Here is a 23,597-nt window from a genome sequence, read left to right on the forward strand (position 1 = left end):
GACCTTTCTGTATAATAAGACAAATAACTGATGTTAATTGTTACATCGAACCAAAAAATTAATGAAGATTTTTTTTAAAAATGAAGAAAAATAATAAAATAGATCGGTGATGGTATTTTATTATTAATTTAGTGAAAACTAAAAATTAATACCATATGAGAAAATTTTACCCTTTATTTTTATTCTTTATCTTATTATTTTCATGTAAAAGTGAATCTTTCGTAGAAATAGATGGAAACCCATCAGATTCTCCCTCTAATTATAATTTTGGGAATACAGCACAAAAGAATTTTCAGGGTCTTGTTCTTGATACAAACGGAAATCCGGTTTCCGGAGCAACAGTTACCATTGGAGCTAATACGGCAACAACTAACCTTAAAGGCCTTTTTACATTGAAGAATGCTTCGGTAAAAGAAAATTTTGCCCATGTAAAAGTAACAAAAGCAGGTTTTGTAAATGCATCACGGGTTTTAGTTCCTACCAACGGAATAAATAGAGTGAATATCATGATGATTCCTGTAACAATTACAGCTACAATTGCCACGGGGTCTATCTCTACGGTTTCATTACCTAACGGAACTAAAGTAAAATTCGATGGAAGTTTTAAAGATGCCAACGGAAATGCCTATTCAGGAAATGTGAGCGTGGGAGTTTTTCACTTGGCACCATCCAACCCATATCTTAATGAATTAATGCCAGGATCTTTTTTGGCAACCAACTCAGCAGGAAATGCCAGAGTGATGGAAACTTTTGGGATGCTCCATGTTCAATTAACAGGAAGTTCCGGACAGAATCTTCAGATTGCAAACGGCCATACCGCAGAAATTACTGTTCCGGTAGATGCTGCACAAACGTCCAGCTCACCAGCCACAATACCCCTATGGTCTTATAATGAAGATACCGGAATGTGGAAAGAAGAAGGCTCTGCAACAAAGATGGGAAATACCTATGTAGGAACAGTAAGTCATTTTTCCTGGTGGAATTATGATGCACAGTTTCCACAGGCAACCCTGAAAGTAACTGTAAAAAATGCAGCAGGACAGGTGTTACCCAATGTTAAGGTAGCTTTAAAGAGAAACCCTCAACCCTATGAGATTTTTGGAATGACTGATAATACAGGAACGATCTCCGGAATTGTTCCTGCAGGGGAAGTTCTTGTTTTAAAAGTTTATGATGTTTGCAATAATGTACTATATAGCTCTAATGTTGGTCCTCTTCCGGTTGGAATCATAACAACAATTCCTGAAATTACCATAAGCTCTTCTATATCTTTGAATTATACAATTCAGGGAAGTCTGAAAACTTGTGCAAATACTGATGTTACCGATGGCTATGTAATATTAAAACCAGGCACGAGTACTAGCTATTTTCAGTATGTATCATTGCCTGTAAATAGTACCGGAGGTTTTACATTCAACACGTATGCATGTACTGCAAATCCTCAGTTTACTTATGAAGGTTTTGATGCCATTAATTTACAAAGCACCAATGAAGTAACCTTCACAGCTCCATCTACTACAGTAAATTTGGGGAATATCATGGTTTGTAATTCTTTGAATGAATTGATCAGTTATAAAATTGATAATCAACCAACCGTTAATATAGTGGGACTGTTCAATGTACAATGGGGAGGACTTACAACCACATCACCAATTATATCGGCCAAGCAATTGAGAATAAACTCAATGAATTCCGCAGGTCCCTTTTTCTTTATGAATCAGAACAATATGTTGGGAGTTGCTGCAAGTTTTACTTCATATTATGGGTTTGAATTTTCTGGAGGTTCTATTACATCAAATAATGGAAATCTGGTTGTCGATATAACTTCTTTTGGAGCTTTAGGAGACTACATTGATTTTACCGTTAATGGTACATACACCGATAATTCAGGAAATCATACCTTCACAGCAACAGGACATGTGAAACGTGATTTGTAATCACCGCAGTAAAAATAAAAAGGACCGAAAAGGTCCTTTTTTTATGTAATATATCATTATTTATTCTCTGTCGAATCGGGCTAGCTTTTTATCTACCCAAACCGTTGCAAAAGGGAAGAATGCAGATAATAAAGCAAAAACAAAATCTTCATCATCCCAATTATAAATTTTTCTTGCCGGAAGGCAGAGCAAAAGATAAAGGGTGAAAAATAATCCGTGTAAACTGCCAATAACGCTGATGAATATAATAGAATATAAATTTTCATCATATCGGATCCAGATCATCGCAACACCGTACAGTAAAAGACATGAAATGGCTTCTGCAAGGCAAATCTGTTTAAACCATTTGATAATTTTTTCCTGAGAATATTTTGAAAAAAGTTTTTCGATGAAGTCCATTTCTTGAGTTATGAGGTGAGAGTTAAAAGGTAAGAGTCTTTCTCCGGCTTTTAGTTTTTAGCCTCTCATTTCTGATTTGCAAAATTACTTATAAAAACTGCTACCATCCAAATATTCAAAAACTTCAGGTGGAAGCATAGGTCTTACATTTTTACCATCCCTGACCATATTACGGATTTCTGTAGCTGAAAGTTCTATGACAGGTGCCTTGATGAGAGAGATATTTTCATGCTGTAAATATTCAGAATCTTTTTTCTCTCCTTCAAATACTCTTGGATAAACAATGATATGATGATTTTTGATCAGCGTATCAGAATTTTTCCATTTGTGAAGGCCTTTCAGATTATCTTCTCCCATAATCAGACTGAAAGAATAATCAGGATATTTTTCATGAAGATAAGTAAGGGTATCAATAGTATAACTTGGCTTGGGAAGGGAGAACTCAACATTCGAAGCTCTCATATTGGGATAATTCTTTACGGCAAGCTGTACCATATCAAGTCTGTTATGGTCATTCAGTAAAGATTTTTTGTCTTTAAACGGATTTTGCGGACTTACCACAAACCAAAGCTCATCCATATCAGAATTTTCCAGAATATAATTGGCCAGAATAAGATGCCCGATATGAATAGGATTGAATGATCCGAAAAATAAACCGATTTTTTTCATTTTTTGTTAGGGAGTAGGTAGCTGATAATAGGTGATAGTGCTTTAAAATATAAACAAGGAAATCAAGTTTTTAGGTTGACAGAATTTCCTGTTGATTCTGATTTTACCTGCAACCTAAATCCTGCAACCTCAGTTACTCTCTGAATTTTACATCTTTGATATTGAGATAATGGGTCACATTGCCTTTCCAGTGATTTTCTTCCAGGGTAAAAGCAAGATCGAAATTTTTATTTTTAAAATCCTCAACAAACTGTCCCAGTTTGAATCCTACACATTCAATATTTCGTCCCGTAGATTCCTGTCTGATATAAAACTTCAGGTGATTATTATCTTTTCCCATTGTTTTTACATACCCGGAAAGCCTCTGATCCGTTAATGTAAAAATAGGTTTCATATTATGAGGACCAAAGGGAGCCAGCTTTCTGTGGAAATTGATAAACTCTCTGTTGATCTCATCAACTTTAATTTCCGTATCAATAGTTATAGATGGTTCTTTCTGATGCTCTTTGATTTTTTCAGAAACAATTCTTTCAAATTTTTCCTTGAAAGCATCAAACTTATCTTTCTCCATCGAAAGTCCAGCGGCAGCATGATGACCTCCGAATTTAAGAAAATATTCAGAACACATATCCAGCGCTTCATGTACATCAAAATCAGAAACAGATCTTGCGGAAGCTACCATTTCCCCATTATTACCATCGGTAAATACAAGGGTTGGTTTGTAATACGTTTCAATAAGTCTAGAGGCTACAATACCAATTACTCCCTTATTCCATTCAGGATGATAAACGATGGTGGTATGTTTGGTCTCTTGCTGGGATTCTATAATCTGATTTAGGGCCGAAAGTGTGGAATTCATATCCAGTTCACGCCTTTCATCGTTAAGGTTCATGATATCATTTACAATCTGATTCGCATGTTTCAGATTGTCGGAAACCATAAGTTCTACGGCTGCTTTACCATGAGAAATTCGTCCTGCAGCATTTATTTTAGGAGCTATTTCAAAAACAATATTGGAAATTTCAAAATGAGAAAGCTTATCCTCAGGGATCAATAATCTTAAACCAAGATTTCTGGTTTTTCTGAGGGTTTTTAATCCCATTTTAGCCAAGACTCTGTTTTCTCCTGTCATGGAAACAATATCTGCGGCAATTGAGATGGCCAACAGGTCTGTTAGTTCAAATAACTCTGCCTCCGGTAATTTATAGATTGTATTAAGTCCCTGGCAAAGTTTAAAACCAACACCACATCCTGAAAGTTCCTTGAAAGGATATCGGCAGTCACTTCTTTTAGGGTCAAGTACAGCGGCTGCATTGGGAATTTCTTCACCCGGAAGGTGATGGTCACAAATAATAAAATCAATATCCAGATTACTGGCATAGTTGATCATATCAATTGCCTTAATTCCACAGTCGAGAGCAATGATTAATGAAAAACCATTTTCTTTGGCGAAATCAATTCCTTCCGTGGAAATTCCATATCCTTCAGAATTTCTGTCCGGAATATAATAGTCCAGATATTTTTTCTCAACAATTTTGCTGAGATAAAGGTACATCAAGGCAACTGCTGTGGTTCCGTCCACATCATAGTCACCATATACCAATATTTTTTCACCATTTTCAATTGCAGTGGCAATACGCTCTACAGCTTTTTGCATGTCTGCCATTAAAAACGGATTGTGTATATCGTTAAGATTAGGTTTGAAGAATTCTCTGGCCTTTTGATAATTGTCAATTCCCCTAAGAACGAGGACTTTAGATTCAAAAGTACCAAAACCAAGTGACGAACTTAGTCTGTCCACAACTTCCTCATCGGGTTCAGGCTTGTAAATCCATTTTTGACTCATTTCACAAAAATAAGGAAAAAAAATAGCATTCTGTGAAGAACTGAAACGAAGTTTTGACTTAATAATTGTTAAAAAAAAGCTACCTTCGTGCTCCAAATTTTAAATGACCATGAAAAAAATTACTCTAAGCCTTCTTTTGCTGGGGGCTGCGTATTCGATCAACGCACAGAAAATTAACCTCGGAAAAGCTGCCGGAATGGTTTCAAATAGTGCAAAATCCTTAACATTTACCAACGAAGATGCTATCAAATTATCCAAAGAATCTGTAGATTGGATGGATAAAAATAACCCTGTAGCAGGACCAAAAGATCCATATACTGTGAGACTGAACAAATTGTTTGGAAAACACAAATCTCAGGACGGTCTGAACTTAAACTATAAAGTCTATAAAGTGAAAGATATCAATGCGTTTGCCTGTGCAGACGGAAGTGTACGCGTATTCTCTTCATTAATGGATATCATGACTGACAATGAATTGCTTGCCGTAATCGGACACGAAATCGGGCATGTAAAAAATCAGGATACTAAAGATGCGATGAAATCGGCTTACCTGAAGGCTGCTGCATTAGATGCCGCATCATCAGCTTCTTCTGCTGTAGCTACTCTTAATGAAACTCAGGTAGGAAAGATGGCGAATGCATTTTTAGATGCTTCCCACAGTAAAAAACAGGAGTCGGAAGCAGATACTTACTCCTATGATTTTATGAAAGCGAATAAATATGATGTAGTAGGAGCTTATACGGCCTTCAAAAAGCTAGCTTTACTTTCAGAAGGAAGTACACAAACGAATTTTGAGAAAATGTTCAATTCTCACCCGGATAGTAATAAAAGGGCAGAGGCTGTTAAAAAGAAAGCTGAAAAAGAAGGGTTATGGAAAGATCCGGGAACGGTTTCTTTACCAACAGCAAAATTGACGAAATAATTATTTTATTTATTGTTTAAACAAAAATACCTCAAAGCACGCTTTGAGGTATTTTTATATAGATTTTAATGTTGTTCGGATTAAGAATACATTTTTTCTCTTAATTCTTTTACCTTTTTATCAGCAAGGTATTCGTCATACGTCATTTCTCTGTCGATGATTCCGGTAGGAGTCAGTTCAATGATTCTGTTACAGACTGTTGAAAGCATTTCGTGGTCATGAGATGCCAGTAAAAGATTTCCTTTGAAGTTGGATAAAGAGTTGTTCAAAGTGGTGATACTTTCAAGGTCTAAGTGGTTGGTTGGTTCATCCAGTAAAAGAACGTTAGCTTTCTGAAGCATCATTCTACTGAACATACATCTCATTTTTTCACCTCCTGAAAGTACTTTACATGATTTTAAAGCCTCATCACCTGAGAAAAGCATTCTTCCCAAAAATCCTCTTACGAATTCTTCGTGACGCTCTTCGTCATTTTTTGTAAACTGTCTTAACCAGTCCACTAAACTTAGGTCTTCCTGGAAGAAGTTGGTGTTGTCCAAAGGCATGTGAGACTGATTGGTAGTAACTCCCCAAGCAACAGTTCCTTTGTCAGCCTGAACATTTCCAGCTAGAATCTCAAAAAATTCTGTAATGGCTAAAGAGTTTTTAGAAAGTACAGCTACTTTATCTCCTTTTTTAAGATTTAAATCAATATTAGAGAATAGTAATTCTCCGTCTTTTGTTTTCTCAAGACCTTTTACATCTAAAATCTGATCTCCGGCCTCTCTTTCCATTTCGAAAATAATGGCAGGATATCTTCTTGAAGATGGTTTGATATCGTCAATATTTAATTTGTCGATCATTTTCTTTCTTGCAGTAGCCTGTTTTGCCTTAGCAACGTTAGAACTGAATCTGGCGATGAAATCCTGAAGTTCTTTTTTCTTCTCTTCAGCTTTCTTGTTTGCCTGAGCTCTTTGTCTTGTTGCCAGCTGAGATGCCTGATACCAGAAAGAGTAGTTTCCTGTATAAAGGTTAAGCTTAGAATAATCAAGGTCACCAATGTGTGTACAAACCGTATCTAAGAAGTGACGGTCGTGAGATACAACAATGACAGTATTTTCATAGTCTGCAAGGAAATCCTCCAGCCATGAGATGGTATCAATGTCAAGGTCATTGGTAGGCTCATCCAGAATCAATACATCAGGATTTCCGAAAAGTGCCTGAGCCAAAAGAACCTTTACTTTGTCTTTGTTCTCAAGTTCACCCATCAGCTGCCAGTGCATATCATCAGTGATTCCAACGTTAGAAAGCATCGTCTGAGCATCAGATTCTGCTGTCCATCCTCCCATTTCATCATAAACTACACCTAGTTCACCGGCTTTAATACCGTCTTCGTCAGAGAAATCTTCTTTTGCGTATAACGCATCCATTTCCTCTTTTATCTCAAATAATTTCTTATTACCTCTTAAGACCGCTTCAAGAACAGTAAACTGATCATAAGCAAAGTGATCCTGCTCCAAAACTGACATTCTTTTCCCTGGTTCCAGAGATACATGTCCTGTTGTAGGATCCTGCTTTCCTGTTAATATTTTCAGGAATGTAGACTTTCCCGCACCGTTTGCTCCGATGATTCCGTAGCAGTTTCCTTTGGTAAACATAATATTTACCTCGTCAAAAAGAATTCTTTTCCCGAATTGTAAAGATAAGTTAGATACTGTTAACATATAGTTTTGTAAATTTGGCGCAAAAATACGAAAAGAATTTGGGTATTTTGTAATATTATAATAGTCAAGTTTTTAAATGTATGGTATTTTTTATATATTTCATTAACGAAATTTTAAAATGATGAAGATTGAGAAAACAGTTAACATATTAAACAAAAGAGCCCGCTTTGAGTATGAAATTCTTGAAGAATACGAAGCAGGAATGGTTTTGACGGGTACAGAAATAAAATCTTTACGTTCATCCAAAGCATCTATCACAGAATCGTTCTGTCAGTTTATTGATGGGGAGTTATATATCATCAACATGATGATTGATGAGTATAAATTAGGAACTTTTTACAATCATAAAACAAAAAGGGAACGGAAATTGCTCTTGCACAAAAAAGAATTGCAAAAACTTGAAAAAAAGTTAAAGGATGCTGGGAACACCATAGTACCTTTAAAATTATATATCACTGAAAGAGGGAAAGCGAAGGTGCTGATAGCACTTGGTAGAGGGAAAAAGCTTTTCGATAAAAGGGAGGCGATAAAAGATAGAGAAAATAAACGGAACCTCGACAGAATATTAAAGAAAAGTTAAAAATCATTTGAAAAACTTTGTATATAAAGAAAAATTATATTTATTTTGCATTATCAATTATTTAATCATTTAATTCTATGAAAAATCTAAAATTAGGAATTTCAGCATTGGCGCTTACTGTTGCCTCTACTGTTTTCGCACAGACTACCAACAATCCGTGGTTAATCGGAGTTGGTGCTCATGCTGAAAACCATGTAGCAGCAAGAGGTAACTTCAGTAATACGTTCTCTGCTAACAATTTGACAAAAAGTATGTTCAATGTGAACAACTTTTCTATTACACCTCCACTATCTAAGTTAACAGTTGCTAGAAACGTTGGTAAAGGTTTAGTAATTGACTGGCAAACTTCTGTTGGAAATGTTGAAAACAAAAGATTCAACATGGGGAAAGAATTTTTCCTAATGACAGGTCTTGGTTTCCAGGCTCACGCTGCAGGTCTTTTATGGAACGAAGAATCTTGGTTTGATCCATATTTAAGAGTTGGTGCTAACTACTTAAGACATGACTATACAGCTCTTACTTTCCCTAGAACATCTGTTGATGCTAACGGTAACGCAATCGAAAATGTTTCAAACGGTAAGGATGGTAATGAAAACGGTAAAGCTAACCACTTTACTGTAGCTACAGGTGCTGGTGCTAACTTCTGGGTAACTAAAAACTTCGGTCTTGGTGTTCAGGGAGATTACGTATCCACTCCAGGTGACAAATCTACAGTTGCTAACTTTTGGCAAGCTTCTGCTTCTATCTTATTCAGATTTGGAAACAGAGACAGAGATAAGGATGGTATCCTAGATAAAGATGACCTTTGTCCAGATACTCCAGGTTTACCAGAATTCCAAGGATGTCCTGATACTGACGGTGACGGAGTTCCAGATAAAGACGATCAATGTCCAGAAGTGGCAGGTCCAGTTGAAAACAACGGATGCCCTTGGCCAGATACTGACGGTGATGGTGTAATCGACAAAGATGACGCTTGTCCTACAGTAGCAGGTCCTGCTGAAAACAACGGTTGTCCTTGGCCAGATACAGACGGCGACGGTATCCTAGATAAAGATGATGCTTGTCCTACTGTTCCAGGTCTTCCTGAATACAACGGATGTCCAGCTCCTAAGAAGCCAACTGCTGTTGTAGCTACTGAAGCTCTTAAAGATATCTTATTTGATTTCAACAAAGCTACAATCAGACCTCAGTCTAACGATAAATTAGACAGTGCTGCTAAGATCATCAAAGATGCTCCAGCTGAAAACTTCGTAGTAGTAGGTATGACAGATGCTAAAGGTGCTGCTGCTTACAACTTGAAACTTTCTAAACAAAGAGCTGCTGCTGTAGTAGGTGCTTTAGAAGCTAGAGGTGTAAACCCTGCAACATTGAAATCTATCGGTATCGGTTCTCAGGAAGCTACTGTTCCTGCAACTGCAAGTGATGCTGAAAGACAACAAGACAGAAAAGTTATCGTAAGAGCGATCTCAGGTGCTGAGTGGGATACTTACAAGAAAAATGACTTAACTGTAGCTAAACCAGCTAAAAAAGCTGTTAAGAAAGGTGCTAAAAAAGCTCCGGCTAAAAAAGCTCCAGCTAAAAAGAAAAAATAATTAATTTTTCTAAATAATGAATACCTCCAATTTGATTGGAGGTATTTTTTTTTTGTTGACTTTTGAGTAATTTTGTTGGAAATTTAAAAATTAAAATGGGAAGAGCATTTGAATATAGAAAAGCGTCTAAAATGGCCAGATGGGATAAAATGGCCAAAACATTCTCTAAAATAGGAAAGGATATTGCATTGGCTGTAAAAGCGGGTGGAACAGATCCGGAATCTAATCCTGCGTTGAGAAGATGTATCCAGAATGCGAAAGGGGCAAACATGCCTAAGGATAATGTAGAACGTGCAATTAAGAAAGCTAGCGGTGCTGATGCTGAGAACTATGAAGAAATTACATATGAAGGTTACGGACAAGGTGGTGTTGCTTTTTTTGTAGAATGTACTACAAACAATACAACAAGAACGGTTGCCAACGTAAGAGCTGTTTTCAACAAGTTTGATGGTAACCTTGGGAAAAATGGTGAATTAGCATTTATCTTCGACAGAAAGGGGATTTTTACCATTGATTTGGCTCAGATCAAAATGGATTGGGATGATTTTGAAATGGAAATGATTGATGGCGGTGCTGAAGATGTAGAAAAAGATGAAGAGGAAGTAATGATTACAACTGCTTTTGAAGATTTCGGTTTGCTATCTCACAAGTTAGATGATCTGGGAATTGAAGCAAAAAGTGCAGAACTTCAAAGAATTCCAAACAATACAAAAGAAGTAAATGCAGAACAGTTCAAAGCTAATATGAAAATGCTTGAGCGTTTCGAAGAGGATGACGACGTACAAAACGTTTACCACAACATGGAAATCACAGAAGAGCTGATGAACTCTTTATAAAAAATAATATAGCATTCATATACAGTTAATTTTCAATTAGTTTCTTTGTACAAAACTATGAAAAGAAACGTTGAATTAGTTGTTATATCGGATGTTCATTTGGGAACTTATGGATGTAAGGCTAAAGAATTGTTGAGATATCTCAATTCTATCCAGCCTAAAACTTTAGTTTTAAACGGTGATATTATTGATATCTGGCAGTTTAAAAAGTCTTACTTCCCTAAACCTCATTTGAAAGTAATCAGAAAGATTCTTTCATTGGCTACCAAGAACACAGATGTCTATTACATTACAGGCAATCACGATGAAATGTTCCGTAAGTTCACAGATTTTGAATTGGGAAAGCTGAAAGTCTGTAATAAGATCTGTCTGAATATTGATCAGAAAAAGACCTGGATATTTCATGGAGATGTTTTCGATGCATCCGTCCAGCATTCAAAATGGATCGCCAAACTTGGCGGAAAAGGGTATGACCTTTTAATTGTTATCAATAATGTTGTAAATTGGTTCTTAGAAAAAATGGGTAAAGAGAAATACTCGTTTTCGAAAAAGATCAAAAACAATGTGAAAAAAGCTGTAAAATATATAGGTGATTTTGAACTGACCGCTTCTGAGCTGGCAATTGACAACCATTATGATTATGTTGTTTGTGGCCATATCCACCAGCCACAGATTCGTGAGGTTGTTAATAAAAAAGGATCCTGCACTTATCTGAATTCAGGTGACTGGATTGAAAATCTCTCCGCTTTAGAATACCATGATAAAGAATGGAAGATTTTTTATTATGATGAGCATAAACATTTACTGAAAGATGATGAAGTAGAAGACATTCCTGAAATGGATAATTCTGCGCTTTTAAAAATTGTAACCAACTTTTCCTAAATGAAGATTTTGTATGCATTCCAGGGTACTGGAAACGGACATGTTGCCAGAGCACAGGAAATTATTCCTCTTCTCAAAAAATATGCATCTGTTGATACCCTGATCAGCGGACACCAGTCGCAATTAAAAGCTGATTTCGACATTAATTACCAATACAGGGGTATTTCCCTTCTTTATAACAAAACAGGCGGTTTATCCTATCGAAAAACGTTCACGGAAAATAAATTCCTTGAAGCTGCCAAAACAATCAGAGAACTGGAACTCTCCCAATATGATTTAATAATTAATGATTATGAGCCTTTGACAGGCTGGGCTTCCAAGTTGAAAAAGCTCCCGATGATAGAGCTTAGTCATCAGGCTTCTATGAGTTTTGCGGAAACACCCAAGCCAAAGAAAAAGGATTTTCTGGGTGAAATGATCTTAAAATACTACGTTCCCAGTGAAAGGAAAATCGGGTTTCATTTTGAAAACTATCATCCACAGATTAAAAAACCTGTAATCAGAAGAAAAATAAGAAATCTTAATCCTTATAAACAGGGATATTATCTTGTTTACCTTCCCAGTTTTGCAGATGAAAATATCATTAAGGTTTTAAGAAAAATTCCTGTGGAATGGAAAGTATTTTCAAAATACAGCAAAGTACAGGTAAAAGTAAAAAATGTAGAAGTATTTCCTATAGATGAAAGCCAGTATCTGAAATATTTCGAAGGATGTGAGGGAATATTATGTAACGCAGGTTTTGAAACTCCGGCAGAAGCACTGTTTATGGATAAAAAACTATTTGTGATTCCTATCCACAATCAATATGAACAGGAATGCAATGCATGCGCTCTGGACAAAATGGGAATTCCCAATTCCAAGGTTTTAAATCTTCAGGAAATTATGGAGTGGGTAGCTTCTGACCATCATCTAAAGGTGGATTATCCGGATGATATTGAAGATATCCTGCTCAATGAAGTTTTAATTCTTTAAAAATATATCGTCTACATCACTCATTCTCATCATTACGGATCTTGCATAGGAACAGTGTGGATATACTTTCCAGTTGTTTTCTCTGGCAAATCTGATGGCTTCTTCTACTAAAAATTTTCCCATTCCTCTCCCTTCAAATTCCGGGTGTACCAGTACAAAAGAAATAATGAATTTATGGTCTTCAGGGAAAATGGTATAGGTAAGCCTTCCAACTTCTTTTATTTCGTTGTTTAAAGTAAGAACTCCGCCGTTTCCGGATTTATTGTTTTCAAATTTCATGATTCAGGACTTTAATGATAAAGATACAAAAATTGAACCGACCTTTGCATAAGCAACAAGCAACAAGCAACAAGCAACAAGCAACAAGCAACAAGCAACAAGCAATAGGGAATGAATTCTAGATTAACAATTCACTTGCAAAGCAAAATTGACCATTGACTGCACTAATTGTCTTTCCCCGTATAGTAGTTATAATCCTTAATAATAACATTAATAAACTGTCTTTCCGTCATTTTAGTGGCATCTATTTCCAGTTTCAAAATGCTTTTGATTTTATCAGACAGTTTACTGATGATCTGGCGGTCATCAACTTTTAAGGCTTTTGTATAGTTATCTTTGATGATCCTCATATCATTATCACTCAAAGCAATTACCTGTGGGAATGAAGGAATATAATTTTCATGGATATTCTCTAGGATGGTATGGGAGATATTGATATTGTTTTTTAGAGAAATAACAGCTGTTCCGGAAGCAATGTCACCCAAACGCTGGTTGTTTTTAGAAACAATCATAGAAATAAGTCCTACCACTCCGGCAAATGAAACATCTACAATCCTGAAAACCCAGCGGATCATATAATCTGCGAAACTGGCCTGGTAACCGTCAATCTTTACCACTTTGATTTTCATGAGTTTTTTACCAGGAGTCTGCCCTTCCATAAGGCTTTCCAGTACAAGCGGATAAATATAAATAGGGAAGGTAAGAATGAGATATACCGCTCGTATGGACCAGTCATCAAGGCCATCTAACAAATATCCCAAATCGAAAATATTGAAGAATAAATACAGGATAATCACCACATAAGCAATCCTGATCAGAAGATCAATAATGAAGGCAAGCATCCTTTCTCCTACGCCTGCAATATTAAAATTAATATTTACATTTTGTGAGGTATTTATCGCAATTTGAGACATATTTTTTATTATTTTAGCCTTAACAATTATGAGAGAAGTTTATTTCATTAAACAAAATAAAGAAAAATGGTTGGGAATAGAACAGGTTATTCAAGGGAAAATTAAAAAAAATCCTGATGACCTGTCTTCATTGTATATAAACCTGATCAATGATCTTTCTTTTGCCCAGACTTATTATCCTAAAAGCAATACTACAGTTTATCTGAATCATTTATCTGCCCAGATTTTCCAGAAGATCTATAAAACAAAAAGGGTAGAGGAGAACAGATTCATTTATTTTTTCAAAACTGAGGTCCCATTGCTGATGTATCAGTACCGGAGATATCTGATGTATGCGTTTCTTTTTTTCATATTATTTACTTCAATCGGAGTACTTTCTGCTATTTATGATAAAGACTTTGTGAATATTATTTTAGGGGAAGGATATGTGAACGAAACCATTGAAAATATTAAAAATAATAATGCTGTAGGAGTTTATCAGAGTGGAAGCACCTGGGGAAGTACGATCGGGATTATTTTCAATAATATTCAGGTAGGAGCAAAATTATATATTTACGGAATTGCAGGAGGAGTGGGAACATTGTTTGCCCTGCTTTCCAACAGTGTGATGCTAGGTGCTTTTCAATATTTTTTCTATGATTATGGAGCATTGAAAGACAGTGCCAGAGGAATATGGCTTCACGGAGTTTTTGAGATTTTTGCCATGGTGGTAGAAGCGATGTGCGGATTGATTCTGGGAGCCTCTATTTTATTTCCGAGAACGTTTTCAAGATTCAACTCTTTTAAAAAAGGATTTAAAGATTCATTTAAAATATTTTTAAGTACAGTTCCTTTCACTATTTGTGCGGGGATCATAGAAGGTTATGTCACAAGACATGCACTGAAAATGCCTTTGTTTCTGAACATAATCATTATTTTTGGTTCACTGGCAATAATAGGATTCTACTATTTTGTATATCCGTCTGTTGTCTATAAAAAAACTAATAAGCACATCAATGATACAATTTTATAAAAAAAGAGATTTTGGAACTTTTATCAGTGACAGTTTCAATTTTTTCAAATTATACGGAAAGAATTACTTTAAAAATTATATCCTGATCAATGGCTTACTTTTGATTTTAATGGTAACCGTTGTAGTATTTGGGTATAAAGAATTCTTTTCTCAGATATTCGGATCCAATCTAGGCGGTGAGAGCTATTATTTTGAACAATATTTTTCAGAAAACTCCGGTATGCTGATTACCGTAGGGCTGCTTACCTTCCTGCTTTTCATGGTTCTGATGATCGTCAATTATCTGTATCCGGTCTTTTACTTAAAAAGAATTGCACAAGGTGCAGAAAAGATAAAAGCTGATGAAATTCTGGGTGACTTTAAGAATAATGCAGGAAGAATTGCGAAGCTGTGTCTGGGAATGATCTTTATCGTTACTCCGATCATATTGTTTGTCGTAGGGTTTTCTTACATCCTTATTTTTATTATTATCGGATTCTTTCTGATATTGCTTCTTTATCCGACCATATTTAATTTCACTACATTTCTGATGTATGATTATTTTAATTCGGACAGAGGTTTCTGGGAAAGCCTGAGCTATGCTTTAAGATCACAGTTTTCTTACCCGAATGGCAGTGAAAAATCACCATACTGGAAATATTGGGGTGCTGCATTTGTAATGTTTATTATTATTTACATTGTAACCTCTATATTCACATTTATTCCGATGATATTCTTTTACGGATCGCTTCTTACAACAACACCGGATGGAAACTTTGAACAAAATCCTTTTACCGGGACTGTCGGAATTTTGTTTTTTGTTTTCTACGGAATTTCAATGCTGCTTTCATTTTTCCTTTCAAACCTGATGTATGTGAATGCAGGATTAATGTATTACGACAGTAGAACAGATCTTCATCAGAAAGTAGAACTTGCAGAAATAGACACGATTGGAATCAATGAATAAAATTCTTTTTTTATTACTGTTTTTTTTCTCTCTTGGGTTGGTTCGCGCTCAGGACGATAATCCTACTGCTGATGATCTGGTAGATTCATTATATACAACCGGGCATTATAGAAACATGCTGCGTGCAGATTCTGTACTGATGAAATATCCGGTATCAGAGAATGAGGTGTATCCGAAAACATTCAAAGAAAATATTCCATCAAGATATAAAGGAAAGGAGTTTGATTATTCAGTATCAAAACCTAGAGAATCTTTCTTTCAAAAGTTGATGCGAAAGCTTAATCAGATTATACAGGGAATTTTTGGTGAAACCACATTGACTAAGTCTGCAGAATTTACAACGGTTCTTATTCGTCTGTTTGCCATTATTCTTGTAGGTTTTCTGCTTTACTTCATTATTAAATACATTATGGGAAGAGATGGAAATTTTATTTTTGGTAAAAAGAATAAAAAACTGGATCTTAACGTTCAGGAACTCCATGAGAACATCCATGAAATCAATTTCCCTGAAAGTATTGCAAAATTTGAACATGCAGGAGATTACCGTTCAGCAGTCCGTTATCAGTTTCTGTTTATTCTTAAAAAACTGAGTGACAAAAAACTGATCAACTGGAATCCGGAAAAAACCAATAAGGATTATGCCACAGAGATAAAGGCTCCCCATCTGAAAAACGATTTCTCTAATCTGTCTTATATTTTTGATTATGTATGGTATGGAGAATTCAGTATTGAAGAACAGAGCTATCAGAAATTTAAAAATCAGTATCAGGCATTTAAACCATAACAATAACAACCATGAATAAAACTTTCAAAACATATGCTGCAATTTTCATCATTGTGATGGTTATTCTGGCATTGCTTGAAGTTAACAAAAAAGAAACGACAGACTGGCGCAAGAATTTTGATATCAATGAAAAATCTCCGTTCGGGCTGTTTGTTTTTAATAATGAAGCGAAAGCTCTTTTTAAAAATAACCTGAAGAAAATTGAGCAGGTTCCTTACGAATACTACAACCAGCATAAAAAACAAGCCCACAATATTGTTGTTATTGAAAACAACCTCGATGGAGAATCATGGAAAAAGATACTGACTCAGGTGTCTGAAGGTTCAGATGCTTTTTTGATGGTAACCCGTATGCCTAAAGAAATTTCAGACAGTATCGGATATTACGATTCTGAGATCTCTTTTGAAGAAGAAAATGTATTGAAACTGACTGATAAAAAATTTCAGAATGATTTTATTAAGCTGGACAAATTTCCATCGGGTAGAGGATTTTCATTTATAAAACCTAAAGTGGAAGTTTTGGGAAAAACAGTGGAGAAAAAGAATACAGATCAGGCCAACTTTATTAAAGTAAAGTTTGGAAAAGGAACTATTTATGCTCACACTGAACCTCTTTTTCTGACCAATTATTATCTTCTGAAACCTGGGAATACGAAATATGCACAGGATGTATTTTCCTATCTTCAGGATAGAGAAACCCTTTGGTTTGTATCCAACAAAAGTTCAACATCACGTTTCTTTATGAGATTTGTATTGTCAAATCCGGCTTTAAAATATGCCTGGTGGGTGCTTTTAGGAGGACTTGTCTTGTTTATTTTCTTTAATGCCAAAAGAAAACAGAGAATAGTACCTGTCACAGAGCCATTAAGAAATACTTCCCTGGATTTTGTGAAAAGTATTGGAAATCTGTATCTTCAGGAAGGTGATTTTCATGATATGATGGCGAAGAAAGCTCAGTATTTTCTGAACAAAGTGAGAATGGATTTGTTGATAGACACCCAGAATATAGATGAAGAATTTGCCAAAAAGCTGCATCTGAAAACCGGAAAAACCATGGAGATGATCAATGAAGCTATAGTGCTTATCAAAAAAGCGCAAGATCCTTACGCCAGTGTAATGAAAGAAGACCTTACAAGGATTAATAAACTCCTTGATGAAATACTTAAATAATATAATAATTAGATAATAATATAACGATGCAGTAAATGATAATGACAATCATGAGTATTCCCAGGAAGGGATTGTAATTATTGCATTGATAATCGTTAGATCGGTAAATAAATTTTATTATGGAAAACTTTGATAACCCCAATATAGAAAACCAAAGCTCTATCAATCTTGATAAAAAGGAAGAGCAGTTTCAGTCGAGAATTGATATGATTGAACTTCGTGCAAGTCTGGAGAAAGTAAAATCTGAGATCGGGAAAGTAATTGTAGGACAGGAGAAGATGATTGAGCATCTTTTAGCGGCATTGCTTTCAAACGGGCACGTCCTTATTGAAGGTGTTCCGGGAGTCGCCAAAACGATCACCGCAAAATTACTGGCCAAAACAATTGATGTAGGTTTCAGCAGAATTCAGTTTACACCGGATCTGATGCCTTCCGATATTCTGGGAACATCTGTATTTAATGTGAAAAACTCAGAGTTTGAATTTAAGAAAGGACCTATTTTTTCCAACTTCATCCTGATTGATGAGATCAACAGATCGCCTGCAAAAACACAGTCAGCATTATTTGAAGTAATGGAAGAAAGGCAGATCACGATGGATGGTACACGCTATATTCTGGAAGAACCTTTCCTGGTTATAGCGACTCAAAACCCTATTGAGCATGAAGGAACATACAGACTTCCGGAAGCTCAGTTAGACCGTTTTTTATTCAAAATCAATGTAGGATATCCTAATCTTGAGCAGGAAATTGCCATCATTAAAAATCAGCACGAAAGTAAAAAAGAAGATAAGACAGAAGGAATCAACCGTGTTATCACCGCTGAACAGTTGAAAAATTACCAGAATCTGGTAAAAGAAATCATTGTGGAAAATCAGCTGATGGAATATATTGCTAAAATAATTATCAATACCAGAGAAAATCAATTCTTATATCTGGGTGCTTCTCCGAGAGCTTCACTGGCACTTCTTACGGCATCGAAAGCCTTTGCTGCTATAAAAGGAAGAGACTTTGTAACGCCTGAAGATATTAAAGAAGCAAGCTACGCTGTTTTAAGACACAGAGTCATTGTATCTCCGGAAAGAGAAATGGAAGGGCTTACTGCCGATGAAATTATCCGCCAGATTTTGGAAGGAATAGAAATTCCTAGGTAGGTAATAGATATTAGGTCGCAGGTAATAGGTGATAGCGGGTGAATGATTAAATAGTTACAAAATTATTATATATGGCAAACTTTAAAGAACTTTTAGTCTGGCAGAAGTCTATAGATTTTGTTACTGAAATTTATAAAACTACAGAGGCTTTTCTTAAAGATGAGATCTACGGATTGATATCACAAATCAGAAAGGCTTCAGTTTCTATACCATCCAATATCGCTGAAGGAAACTCAAGAAGAAGCAAACCTGATTATCTACAATTTTTAAAAATATCAAGAGGCAGTTGTGCAGAAGTAGAAACACAATTAATTATTTCAAAAAATCTCAAATTTTTAAATGAAAATGAGTATTTAAAATTAAATGAAAGGATTATAGAAATATCTAAAATGTTGAATGGCTTAACAAACGCTCTCCAACAATAATAATGAAAGAGATAGAGCTAATAAACGTCCACCTAAAACCTTTTATCTGCAACCTGCAACCTAACCAATGAAAAACTTATACATCAATACACATTTCTTTTTTACACTCATCGGAGTGGGGATACTGTATGTTCTGGCATTTTTCTTTCCGGTGCTGATGTGGGCAGCCCATATCGTACTATTGATCTGTTTTCTGGCTGCAATGGTAGATTTTCTGTTACTTTTTAATCAAAAGAATGCATTGCAGGCTCAAAGGATTCTGCCGGAAAAGCTGTCCAACGGAGATGAGAATTTTGTAAAAATTGATATTAAAAATAACTACAGCTTTACCATAAGCACCAAGATTATTGATGAAATTCCTTTCCAGTTTCAGAAAAGAGATTTTTTGATTGAAAAGCAGATTGCTTCCGGAGCAAATACATTCTTTCAATACTCACTGGAGCCCAAGGAAAGGGGAGAATATAATTTTGGAGGCTTGAATATCTATGCATCTTCCCCATTAGGACTGATCTCAAAAAGATTTATTTTTCAGAAGGATGCGATGTTGCCATCTTATCCATCGTTTATCCATCTCAGAAAATATGAACTTATGGCCATTCAAAGTGAATTTTTGTTAGGTGGAATCAAAAGAGTCAGAAAGCTTGGACACACTATGGAATTTGAGCAGATCAAAGAATATGTACCCGGAGATGATATCAGAACGATCAACTGGAAAGCGACCTCCAAAACAAATCGTCTAATGGTCAACCAGTTTCAGGATGAAAAATCACAGCGTATTTTTATGTTGATTGATAAAGGACGAACCATGAAAATGCCTTTCAACGGATTAAGCTTACTGGATTATTCGATCAATGCAACGATGGCCTTATCTCATATTATTTTGAGAAAAGGAGACAGAGCCGGTATGATGACTTTTTCTAAAAAAGCCGAAAATAAAATTGCTGCTGATAATAAATCCGGACAACTGAAAAAAATCTCCGAAGCTCTTTATAATATTAAAACAGATTTCTTTGAAAGTGATTTCAACCGTTTGTATCAGGATGTAAAATATTCTATCAATCAAAGAAGTTTAATTCTGCTTTTTACCAATTTTGAAACATTGGACGGACTGAACCGACAATTGAAATATCTTCGGGGAATTGCTAAAAACCATTTGCTGGTCGTTGTATTTTTCAAAAACTCAGAGCTGCAGACACTGATCAACAAAAATCCTGAAAATATGCAGGAAATTTATGATGAGATCATTGCTGAAAAATTCGAATTTGAAAAGAAACTGATCATTCAGGAACTCCGCAAATACGGAATCTATACCGTTTATACTCTTCCGGAAAATTTGAATATTGATGTTATCAATAAATATCTGGAGATAAAAGCGAGAGGAATTTTATAACTTTGTAGAAGCAATAAGCAATAAGCAATAAGCAATGAAAATTACACTTAACAGAATAAACGACGACTTTTTATTTGAATGTACAAATGCACAAGGGAATTCCATTCTTTTGGATAATACTTCTCAGCCGGGAGCAAAAGGAGTTTCTCCAATGGAAAGTGTACTGATGGCAGTAGCAGGCTGCAGCGGAATTGATGTGGTTTCTATTTTAAAGAAACAGCGTCAGGATATCAAAAGTTTTCAGGCAGAAGTAGAAGGAGAAAGAGTGCAGGTAGATGATGCGAAACCTTTTAAATCTATTAAAGTGAAGTTCCTGTTAGAAGGAGAAATTGATCCTAAAAAAGCATTAAAGGCAGCAGAACTTTCTTTTGAGAAATACTGTTCTGTATCAAAAACGTTAGAACCCAATGTAGAAATCGGTTACGAAGTCTATGTAAACGGAGAAAAAATATAATCTCTTATTTAAAAATAGAAAAAGCCGGATGATTCATCCGGCTTTTTTATTACTCATTACCTATTACTCATTAAAAGGTAAGTCTTGGTTTTATCAATTTCGCCACAGTGGCAGTCCAGCCTGTTTGATGAGAAGCTCCTACACCGCGGCCGTTGTCTCCATGGAAATATTCAAAGAAGGTGATATAATCTCTGAAATGTTCATCATAATTGAACTTTGGATTACCTCCATTGAAAGCCCTTTGGCCGTATTCATCCTTTAAAAATATGGAGCAGAGCCTTTTGCTGATGTTTTGGGCCACTTCATCAAGATTTCTTTTATCACCACTTCCGGTTGGAAATTCTACTTTTAAACTATTTCCATAATAAAAATGGAAGCGTTGCAGACTTTCTACAATCAGGAAGTTGATCGGAAACCAGATAGGCCCTCGCCAGTTACTGTTTCCGCCAAACATCCGGCTGTCACTTTCTGCAGGAGTATAGTACACCATATTTTCTGATCCGTGTACAGAGAATACAAAAGGATTTTCTTCATATACTTTAGACATTGCCCGAATTCCGTAAGAACTTAGAAACTCATTTTCATCCAGCATTCTGGTCAATACCTTTGTCAGTCTGTTTTTTCGAAGAATACTCATCAGGTGTTTTCTTCCATGTCCTTCCTCATCCCAATGAGAAACCAGTTTGGTGAGTTCCGGTTTATTTTTTAGAATCCATTCCATTCTGGTTTTGAAATTCGGCATCTTTTCCAACAAATGATGATCTACAATTTCAACAGCAAACATAGGAATCAAACCTACAATACTTCTTAATCTTAAAGAAACGCTTTCTCCATTTCCCAGCTGCAGCACATCATAGAAAAATCCGTCTTCTTCATTCCACAGGCCTTTCGTGCTTTCACCCAGATTTTCCATGGCTTCAGCGATATAAAGATAATGCTCAAAAAATTTAATTGCCATATCTTCATATACCTGATAATACTGGGCCAGTTCCATGGCAATACGCATCATATTCAATGCATACATCGCCATCCAGCTTGTGCCGTCTGCCTGTTCAAGATGCTGGCCATCCTTTAATTCCATATTACGGTCAAAGGCACCGATATTATCAAGACCAAGGAATCCTCCACCAAAGATATTTTTACCGTTCTTATCCTTTCGGTTTACCCACCAGGTGAAATTAAGAAGCAGTTTCTGGAATACTTTTTCTAAGAATAGTAAATCTGGTTTTCCATTATTTTTTTCATCAATTTTAAAAACACGGAAGCACGACCACGCATGTACAGGCGGGTTTACGTCACTCATATTCCATTCATAAGCAGGAAGCTGTCCGTTAGGATGCATATACCATTCTTTGGTAAGGAGCAAAAGCTGTCCCTTGGCAAACTCCGCATCTATAATGGAGAAAGGTACACAGTGAAATGCCAGATCCCATGTAGCATACCACGGATATTCCCATTTATCAGGCATGGAAATAATATCTTTATTATGAAGATGATTCCATTCAGTATTTCTTACATATTCATTGAAATTTCTTGGAGCTTCAAAATTAGGATCTCCTTTCAGCCATTTTCCGATATTGTAATGATAGAACTGCTTATTCCAGAGAAGTCCTGCAAAAGCCTGTCGCTGAACATTTCTTTCATCTTCATTAACAGTATCATTCTGAATTCCTTTATAAAACTCTTCGGCTTCAGCTTGACGGGTTTCAAAAATAGAGTCAAAGTTTTCAAAAGGCTTGTCTGCCTCATCAGGACATAGCCTGAACTCAAAAACTTTCGATTCCCCGGCATCAATACTCTCATCAATAAGAAAAGCAGCTTTGCTTCCTCTTTTTTCAGGATTTACAGTGTTTCCCTGATGAATAATAAAATCATTAATTCCATCCTTAAAATAGGTATTTTCAGATGGGGGAGCTCCATAAAGCTTTGGAGTATTGGTTTCATTGTCACAAAATACACTTTGGGCATTTGAATTTCGGGAATACAGTTTCCTGATTGAAATACTGTCGTGTCCAATATTGATACTTCCGTCATGAGAAGTATTGAGTTCTCCTTTATAAGTATTATATCCCCATTTCCAGTTGTTTCTAAACCATAGAGTAGGAGCCACAAGAATAGGAGCAGCATGCTGACTTCGGTTGCAGACTGTTACTCTGGCCAGAATATCATTGTGATCAGCTTTACAATATTCGATGAAAATATCAAAATATTCATCATTATCGAAAATTCCGGTATCGAAAATTTCATACTCCGGTTCTTTCTTACTGCGTTTTCCGTTTTCTGCAACAAGCTCATCATAAGGAAACGCATTGATAGGATATTTATATACCATCTTCATATAGCTATGAGTAGGTGTATTATCCAGATAATAAAAGATTTCTTTGATGTCTTCTCCATGATTCCCCTGAGGGTTACTCAATCCGAAGAATCGTTCTTTTACCATTTTATCTTTCTTATTCCAAAACGAAAAAGCAAAACAGAACAGCTGCTTTACATCAGAAATTCCGGCGATGCCTTCCTCTCCCCAGCGGTAAGTGTAGCTTTCAGCATTATTATGATTGGTAAAATTCCAGGCGTTTCCGTTTGGGCTATAATCTTCCCGTACATTTCCCCACTGCCGGTTGCTTACATAAGGTCCCCAGTTTTTCCATTTGGTATCTTGTAATCTTTCTTTTTCAGCGGTCATATCTCATCATTTTTCCATACGAAGTTAGTTTTTTTGAGAAGTAATTCCA

22 protein-coding genes are annotated in these 23,597 nt (G+C 35.8%); 15 read left to right on the forward strand and 7 right to left on the reverse strand.

Going from position 1 to position 23,597, the window contains the following annotated elements; all coding sequences use genetic code 11:
- Window positions 1–155: 155 nt before the first annotated feature.
- Complete coding sequence (locus CQ022_RS16385; RefSeq protein WP_105683363.1) at window positions 156–1,937, forward strand: carboxypeptidase-like regulatory domain-containing protein; 1,782 nt, start codon at window positions 156–158, stop codon at window positions 1,935–1,937.
- A 60-nt stretch (window positions 1,938–1,997) separates the two neighbouring features.
- Here the strand turns inward: CQ022_RS16385 and CQ022_RS16390 are convergent, their stop codons facing one another.
- From CQ022_RS16390 to recJ, 3 genes are all read right to left on the reverse strand, one after another.
- The gene (locus CQ022_RS16390) at window positions 1,998–2,336 is read right to left on the reverse strand and encodes a DUF3817 domain-containing protein (protein ID WP_079240268.1); all 339 of its coding nucleotides are present in this window, start codon (window positions 2,334–2,336) and stop codon (window positions 1,998–2,000) included.
- A gap of 84 nt (window positions 2,337–2,420) precedes the next feature.
- Window positions 2,421–3,005: a nicotinate (nicotinamide) nucleotide adenylyltransferase gene (gene nadD / locus CQ022_RS16395; protein ID WP_105683364.1), complete on the reverse strand. Its 585-nt coding sequence runs from the start codon at window positions 3,003–3,005 to the stop codon at window positions 2,421–2,423.
- Between the two features lie 133 nt (window positions 3,006–3,138).
- Window positions 3,139–4,851, reverse strand: a complete 1,713-nt coding sequence (recJ, locus tag CQ022_RS16400) for a single-stranded-DNA-specific exonuclease RecJ (RefSeq protein ID WP_105683365.1) — start codon at window positions 4,849–4,851, stop codon at window positions 3,139–3,141.
- A gap of 109 nt (window positions 4,852–4,960) precedes the next feature.
- On the opposite strand from recJ, the gene CQ022_RS16405 reads away from it, so the two are divergent.
- The gene (locus CQ022_RS16405; protein WP_105683425.1) at window positions 4,961–5,773 is read left to right on the forward strand and encodes a M48 family metalloprotease; all 813 of its coding nucleotides are present in this window, start codon (window positions 4,961–4,963) and stop codon (window positions 5,771–5,773) included.
- 80 nt (window positions 5,774–5,853) lie between these two features.
- On the opposite strand, the gene CQ022_RS16410 is transcribed toward CQ022_RS16405, so the two are convergent.
- A complete protein-coding gene (locus CQ022_RS16410; protein WP_105683366.1) occupies window positions 5,854–7,476 on the reverse strand; it encodes an ABC-F family ATP-binding cassette domain-containing protein in 1,623 nt (540 codons plus the stop codon).
- 121 nt (window positions 7,477–7,597) lie between these two features.
- Between CQ022_RS16410 and smpB the strand changes: the two genes are divergently transcribed.
- From smpB to CQ022_RS16435, 5 genes are all read left to right on the forward strand, one after another.
- On the forward strand, window positions 7,598–8,056 hold the full coding sequence (gene smpB, locus CQ022_RS16415) for an SsrA-binding protein SmpB (RefSeq protein WP_105683426.1): 459 nt from the start codon (window positions 7,598–7,600) through the stop codon (window positions 8,054–8,056).
- Window positions 8,057–8,133: 77 nt separating this feature from the next.
- Window positions 8,134–9,648, forward strand: coding sequence for an OmpA family protein (locus CQ022_RS16420; protein WP_105683367.1), 1,515 nt, complete (start codon window positions 8,134–8,136; stop codon window positions 9,646–9,648).
- 95 nt (window positions 9,649–9,743) lie between these two features.
- Complete coding sequence (locus CQ022_RS16425; protein ID WP_105683368.1) at window positions 9,744–10,484, forward strand: YebC/PmpR family DNA-binding transcriptional regulator; 741 nt, start codon at window positions 9,744–9,746, stop codon at window positions 10,482–10,484.
- A gap of 57 nt (window positions 10,485–10,541) precedes the next feature.
- Window positions 10,542–11,366, forward strand: a complete 825-nt coding sequence (locus tag CQ022_RS16430; RefSeq protein ID WP_105683369.1) for a UDP-2,3-diacylglucosamine diphosphatase — start codon at window positions 10,542–10,544, stop codon at window positions 11,364–11,366.
- Window positions 11,367–12,338 carry a glycosyltransferase family protein gene (locus tag CQ022_RS16435; RefSeq protein ID WP_105683370.1) on the forward strand — a complete coding sequence of 324 codons (972 nt, stop codon included), beginning with the start codon at window positions 11,367–11,369 and terminating at the stop codon, window positions 12,336–12,338.
- On the opposite strand, the gene CQ022_RS16440 is transcribed toward CQ022_RS16435, so the two are convergent.
- Both CQ022_RS16440 and CQ022_RS16445 read right to left on the reverse strand, forming a co-directional pair.
- The gene (locus CQ022_RS16440) at window positions 12,327–12,617 is read right to left on the reverse strand and encodes a GNAT family N-acetyltransferase (RefSeq protein ID WP_105683371.1); all 291 of its coding nucleotides are present in this window, start codon (window positions 12,615–12,617) and stop codon (window positions 12,327–12,329) included. The two genes, CQ022_RS16435 and CQ022_RS16440, sit on opposite strands and share 12 nt — an antisense overlap.
- A gap of 164 nt (window positions 12,618–12,781) precedes the next feature.
- Complete coding sequence (locus CQ022_RS16445; protein ID WP_105683372.1) at window positions 12,782–13,531, reverse strand: RDD family protein; 750 nt, start codon at window positions 13,529–13,531, stop codon at window positions 12,782–12,784.
- 28 nt (window positions 13,532–13,559) lie between these two features.
- Between CQ022_RS16445 and CQ022_RS16450 the strand changes: the two genes are divergently transcribed.
- From CQ022_RS16450 to CQ022_RS16485, 8 genes are all read left to right on the forward strand, one after another.
- Complete coding sequence (locus CQ022_RS16450; RefSeq protein ID WP_105683373.1) at window positions 13,560–14,543, forward strand: stage II sporulation protein M; 984 nt, start codon at window positions 13,560–13,562, stop codon at window positions 14,541–14,543.
- Window positions 14,527–15,489, forward strand: a complete 963-nt coding sequence (locus tag CQ022_RS16455; RefSeq protein WP_105683374.1) for a DUF4013 domain-containing protein — start codon at window positions 14,527–14,529, stop codon at window positions 15,487–15,489. The genes CQ022_RS16450 and CQ022_RS16455 overlap by 17 nt, the downstream gene beginning before the upstream one ends.
- Entirely contained in the window at window positions 15,482–16,273 is a 792-nt protein-coding gene (locus CQ022_RS16460) for a DUF4129 domain-containing protein (RefSeq protein ID WP_105683375.1), read from the forward strand. The genes CQ022_RS16455 and CQ022_RS16460 overlap by 8 nt, the downstream gene beginning before the upstream one ends.
- An 11-nt stretch (window positions 16,274–16,284) precedes the next feature.
- Window positions 16,285–17,442 (forward strand): hypothetical protein, encoded by a 1,158-nt coding sequence (locus tag CQ022_RS16465; protein ID WP_105683376.1) that lies wholly within the window; start codon window positions 16,285–16,287, stop codon window positions 17,440–17,442.
- Between the two features lie 119 nt (window positions 17,443–17,561).
- Window positions 17,562–18,593, forward strand: a complete 1,032-nt coding sequence (locus tag CQ022_RS16470; protein ID WP_185126818.1) for an AAA family ATPase — start codon at window positions 17,562–17,564, stop codon at window positions 18,591–18,593.
- 71 nt (window positions 18,594–18,664) lie between these two features.
- Entirely contained in the window at window positions 18,665–19,018 is a 354-nt protein-coding gene (locus tag CQ022_RS16475) for a four helix bundle protein (protein WP_105683377.1), read from the forward strand.
- A gap of 67 nt (window positions 19,019–19,085) precedes the next feature.
- Window positions 19,086–20,408, forward strand: a complete 1,323-nt coding sequence (locus tag CQ022_RS16480) for a DUF58 domain-containing protein (protein WP_105683378.1) — start codon at window positions 19,086–19,088, stop codon at window positions 20,406–20,408.
- 34 nt (window positions 20,409–20,442) lie between these two features.
- Complete coding sequence (locus CQ022_RS16485; RefSeq protein WP_105683379.1) at window positions 20,443–20,862, forward strand: OsmC family protein; 420 nt, start codon at window positions 20,443–20,445, stop codon at window positions 20,860–20,862.
- Between the two features lie 70 nt (window positions 20,863–20,932).
- On the opposite strand, the gene CQ022_RS16490 is transcribed toward CQ022_RS16485, so the two are convergent.
- A complete protein-coding gene (locus CQ022_RS16490; protein WP_105683380.1) occupies window positions 20,933–23,548 on the reverse strand; it encodes an MGH1-like glycoside hydrolase domain-containing protein in 2,616 nt (871 codons plus the stop codon).
- Between the last annotated feature and the right edge of the window lie 49 nt (window positions 23,549–23,597).

The organism is Chryseobacterium culicis (assembly GCF_002979755.1).
Taxonomy (GTDB): Bacteria; Bacteroidota; Bacteroidia; order Flavobacteriales; family Weeksellaceae; genus Chryseobacterium; species Chryseobacterium culicis_A.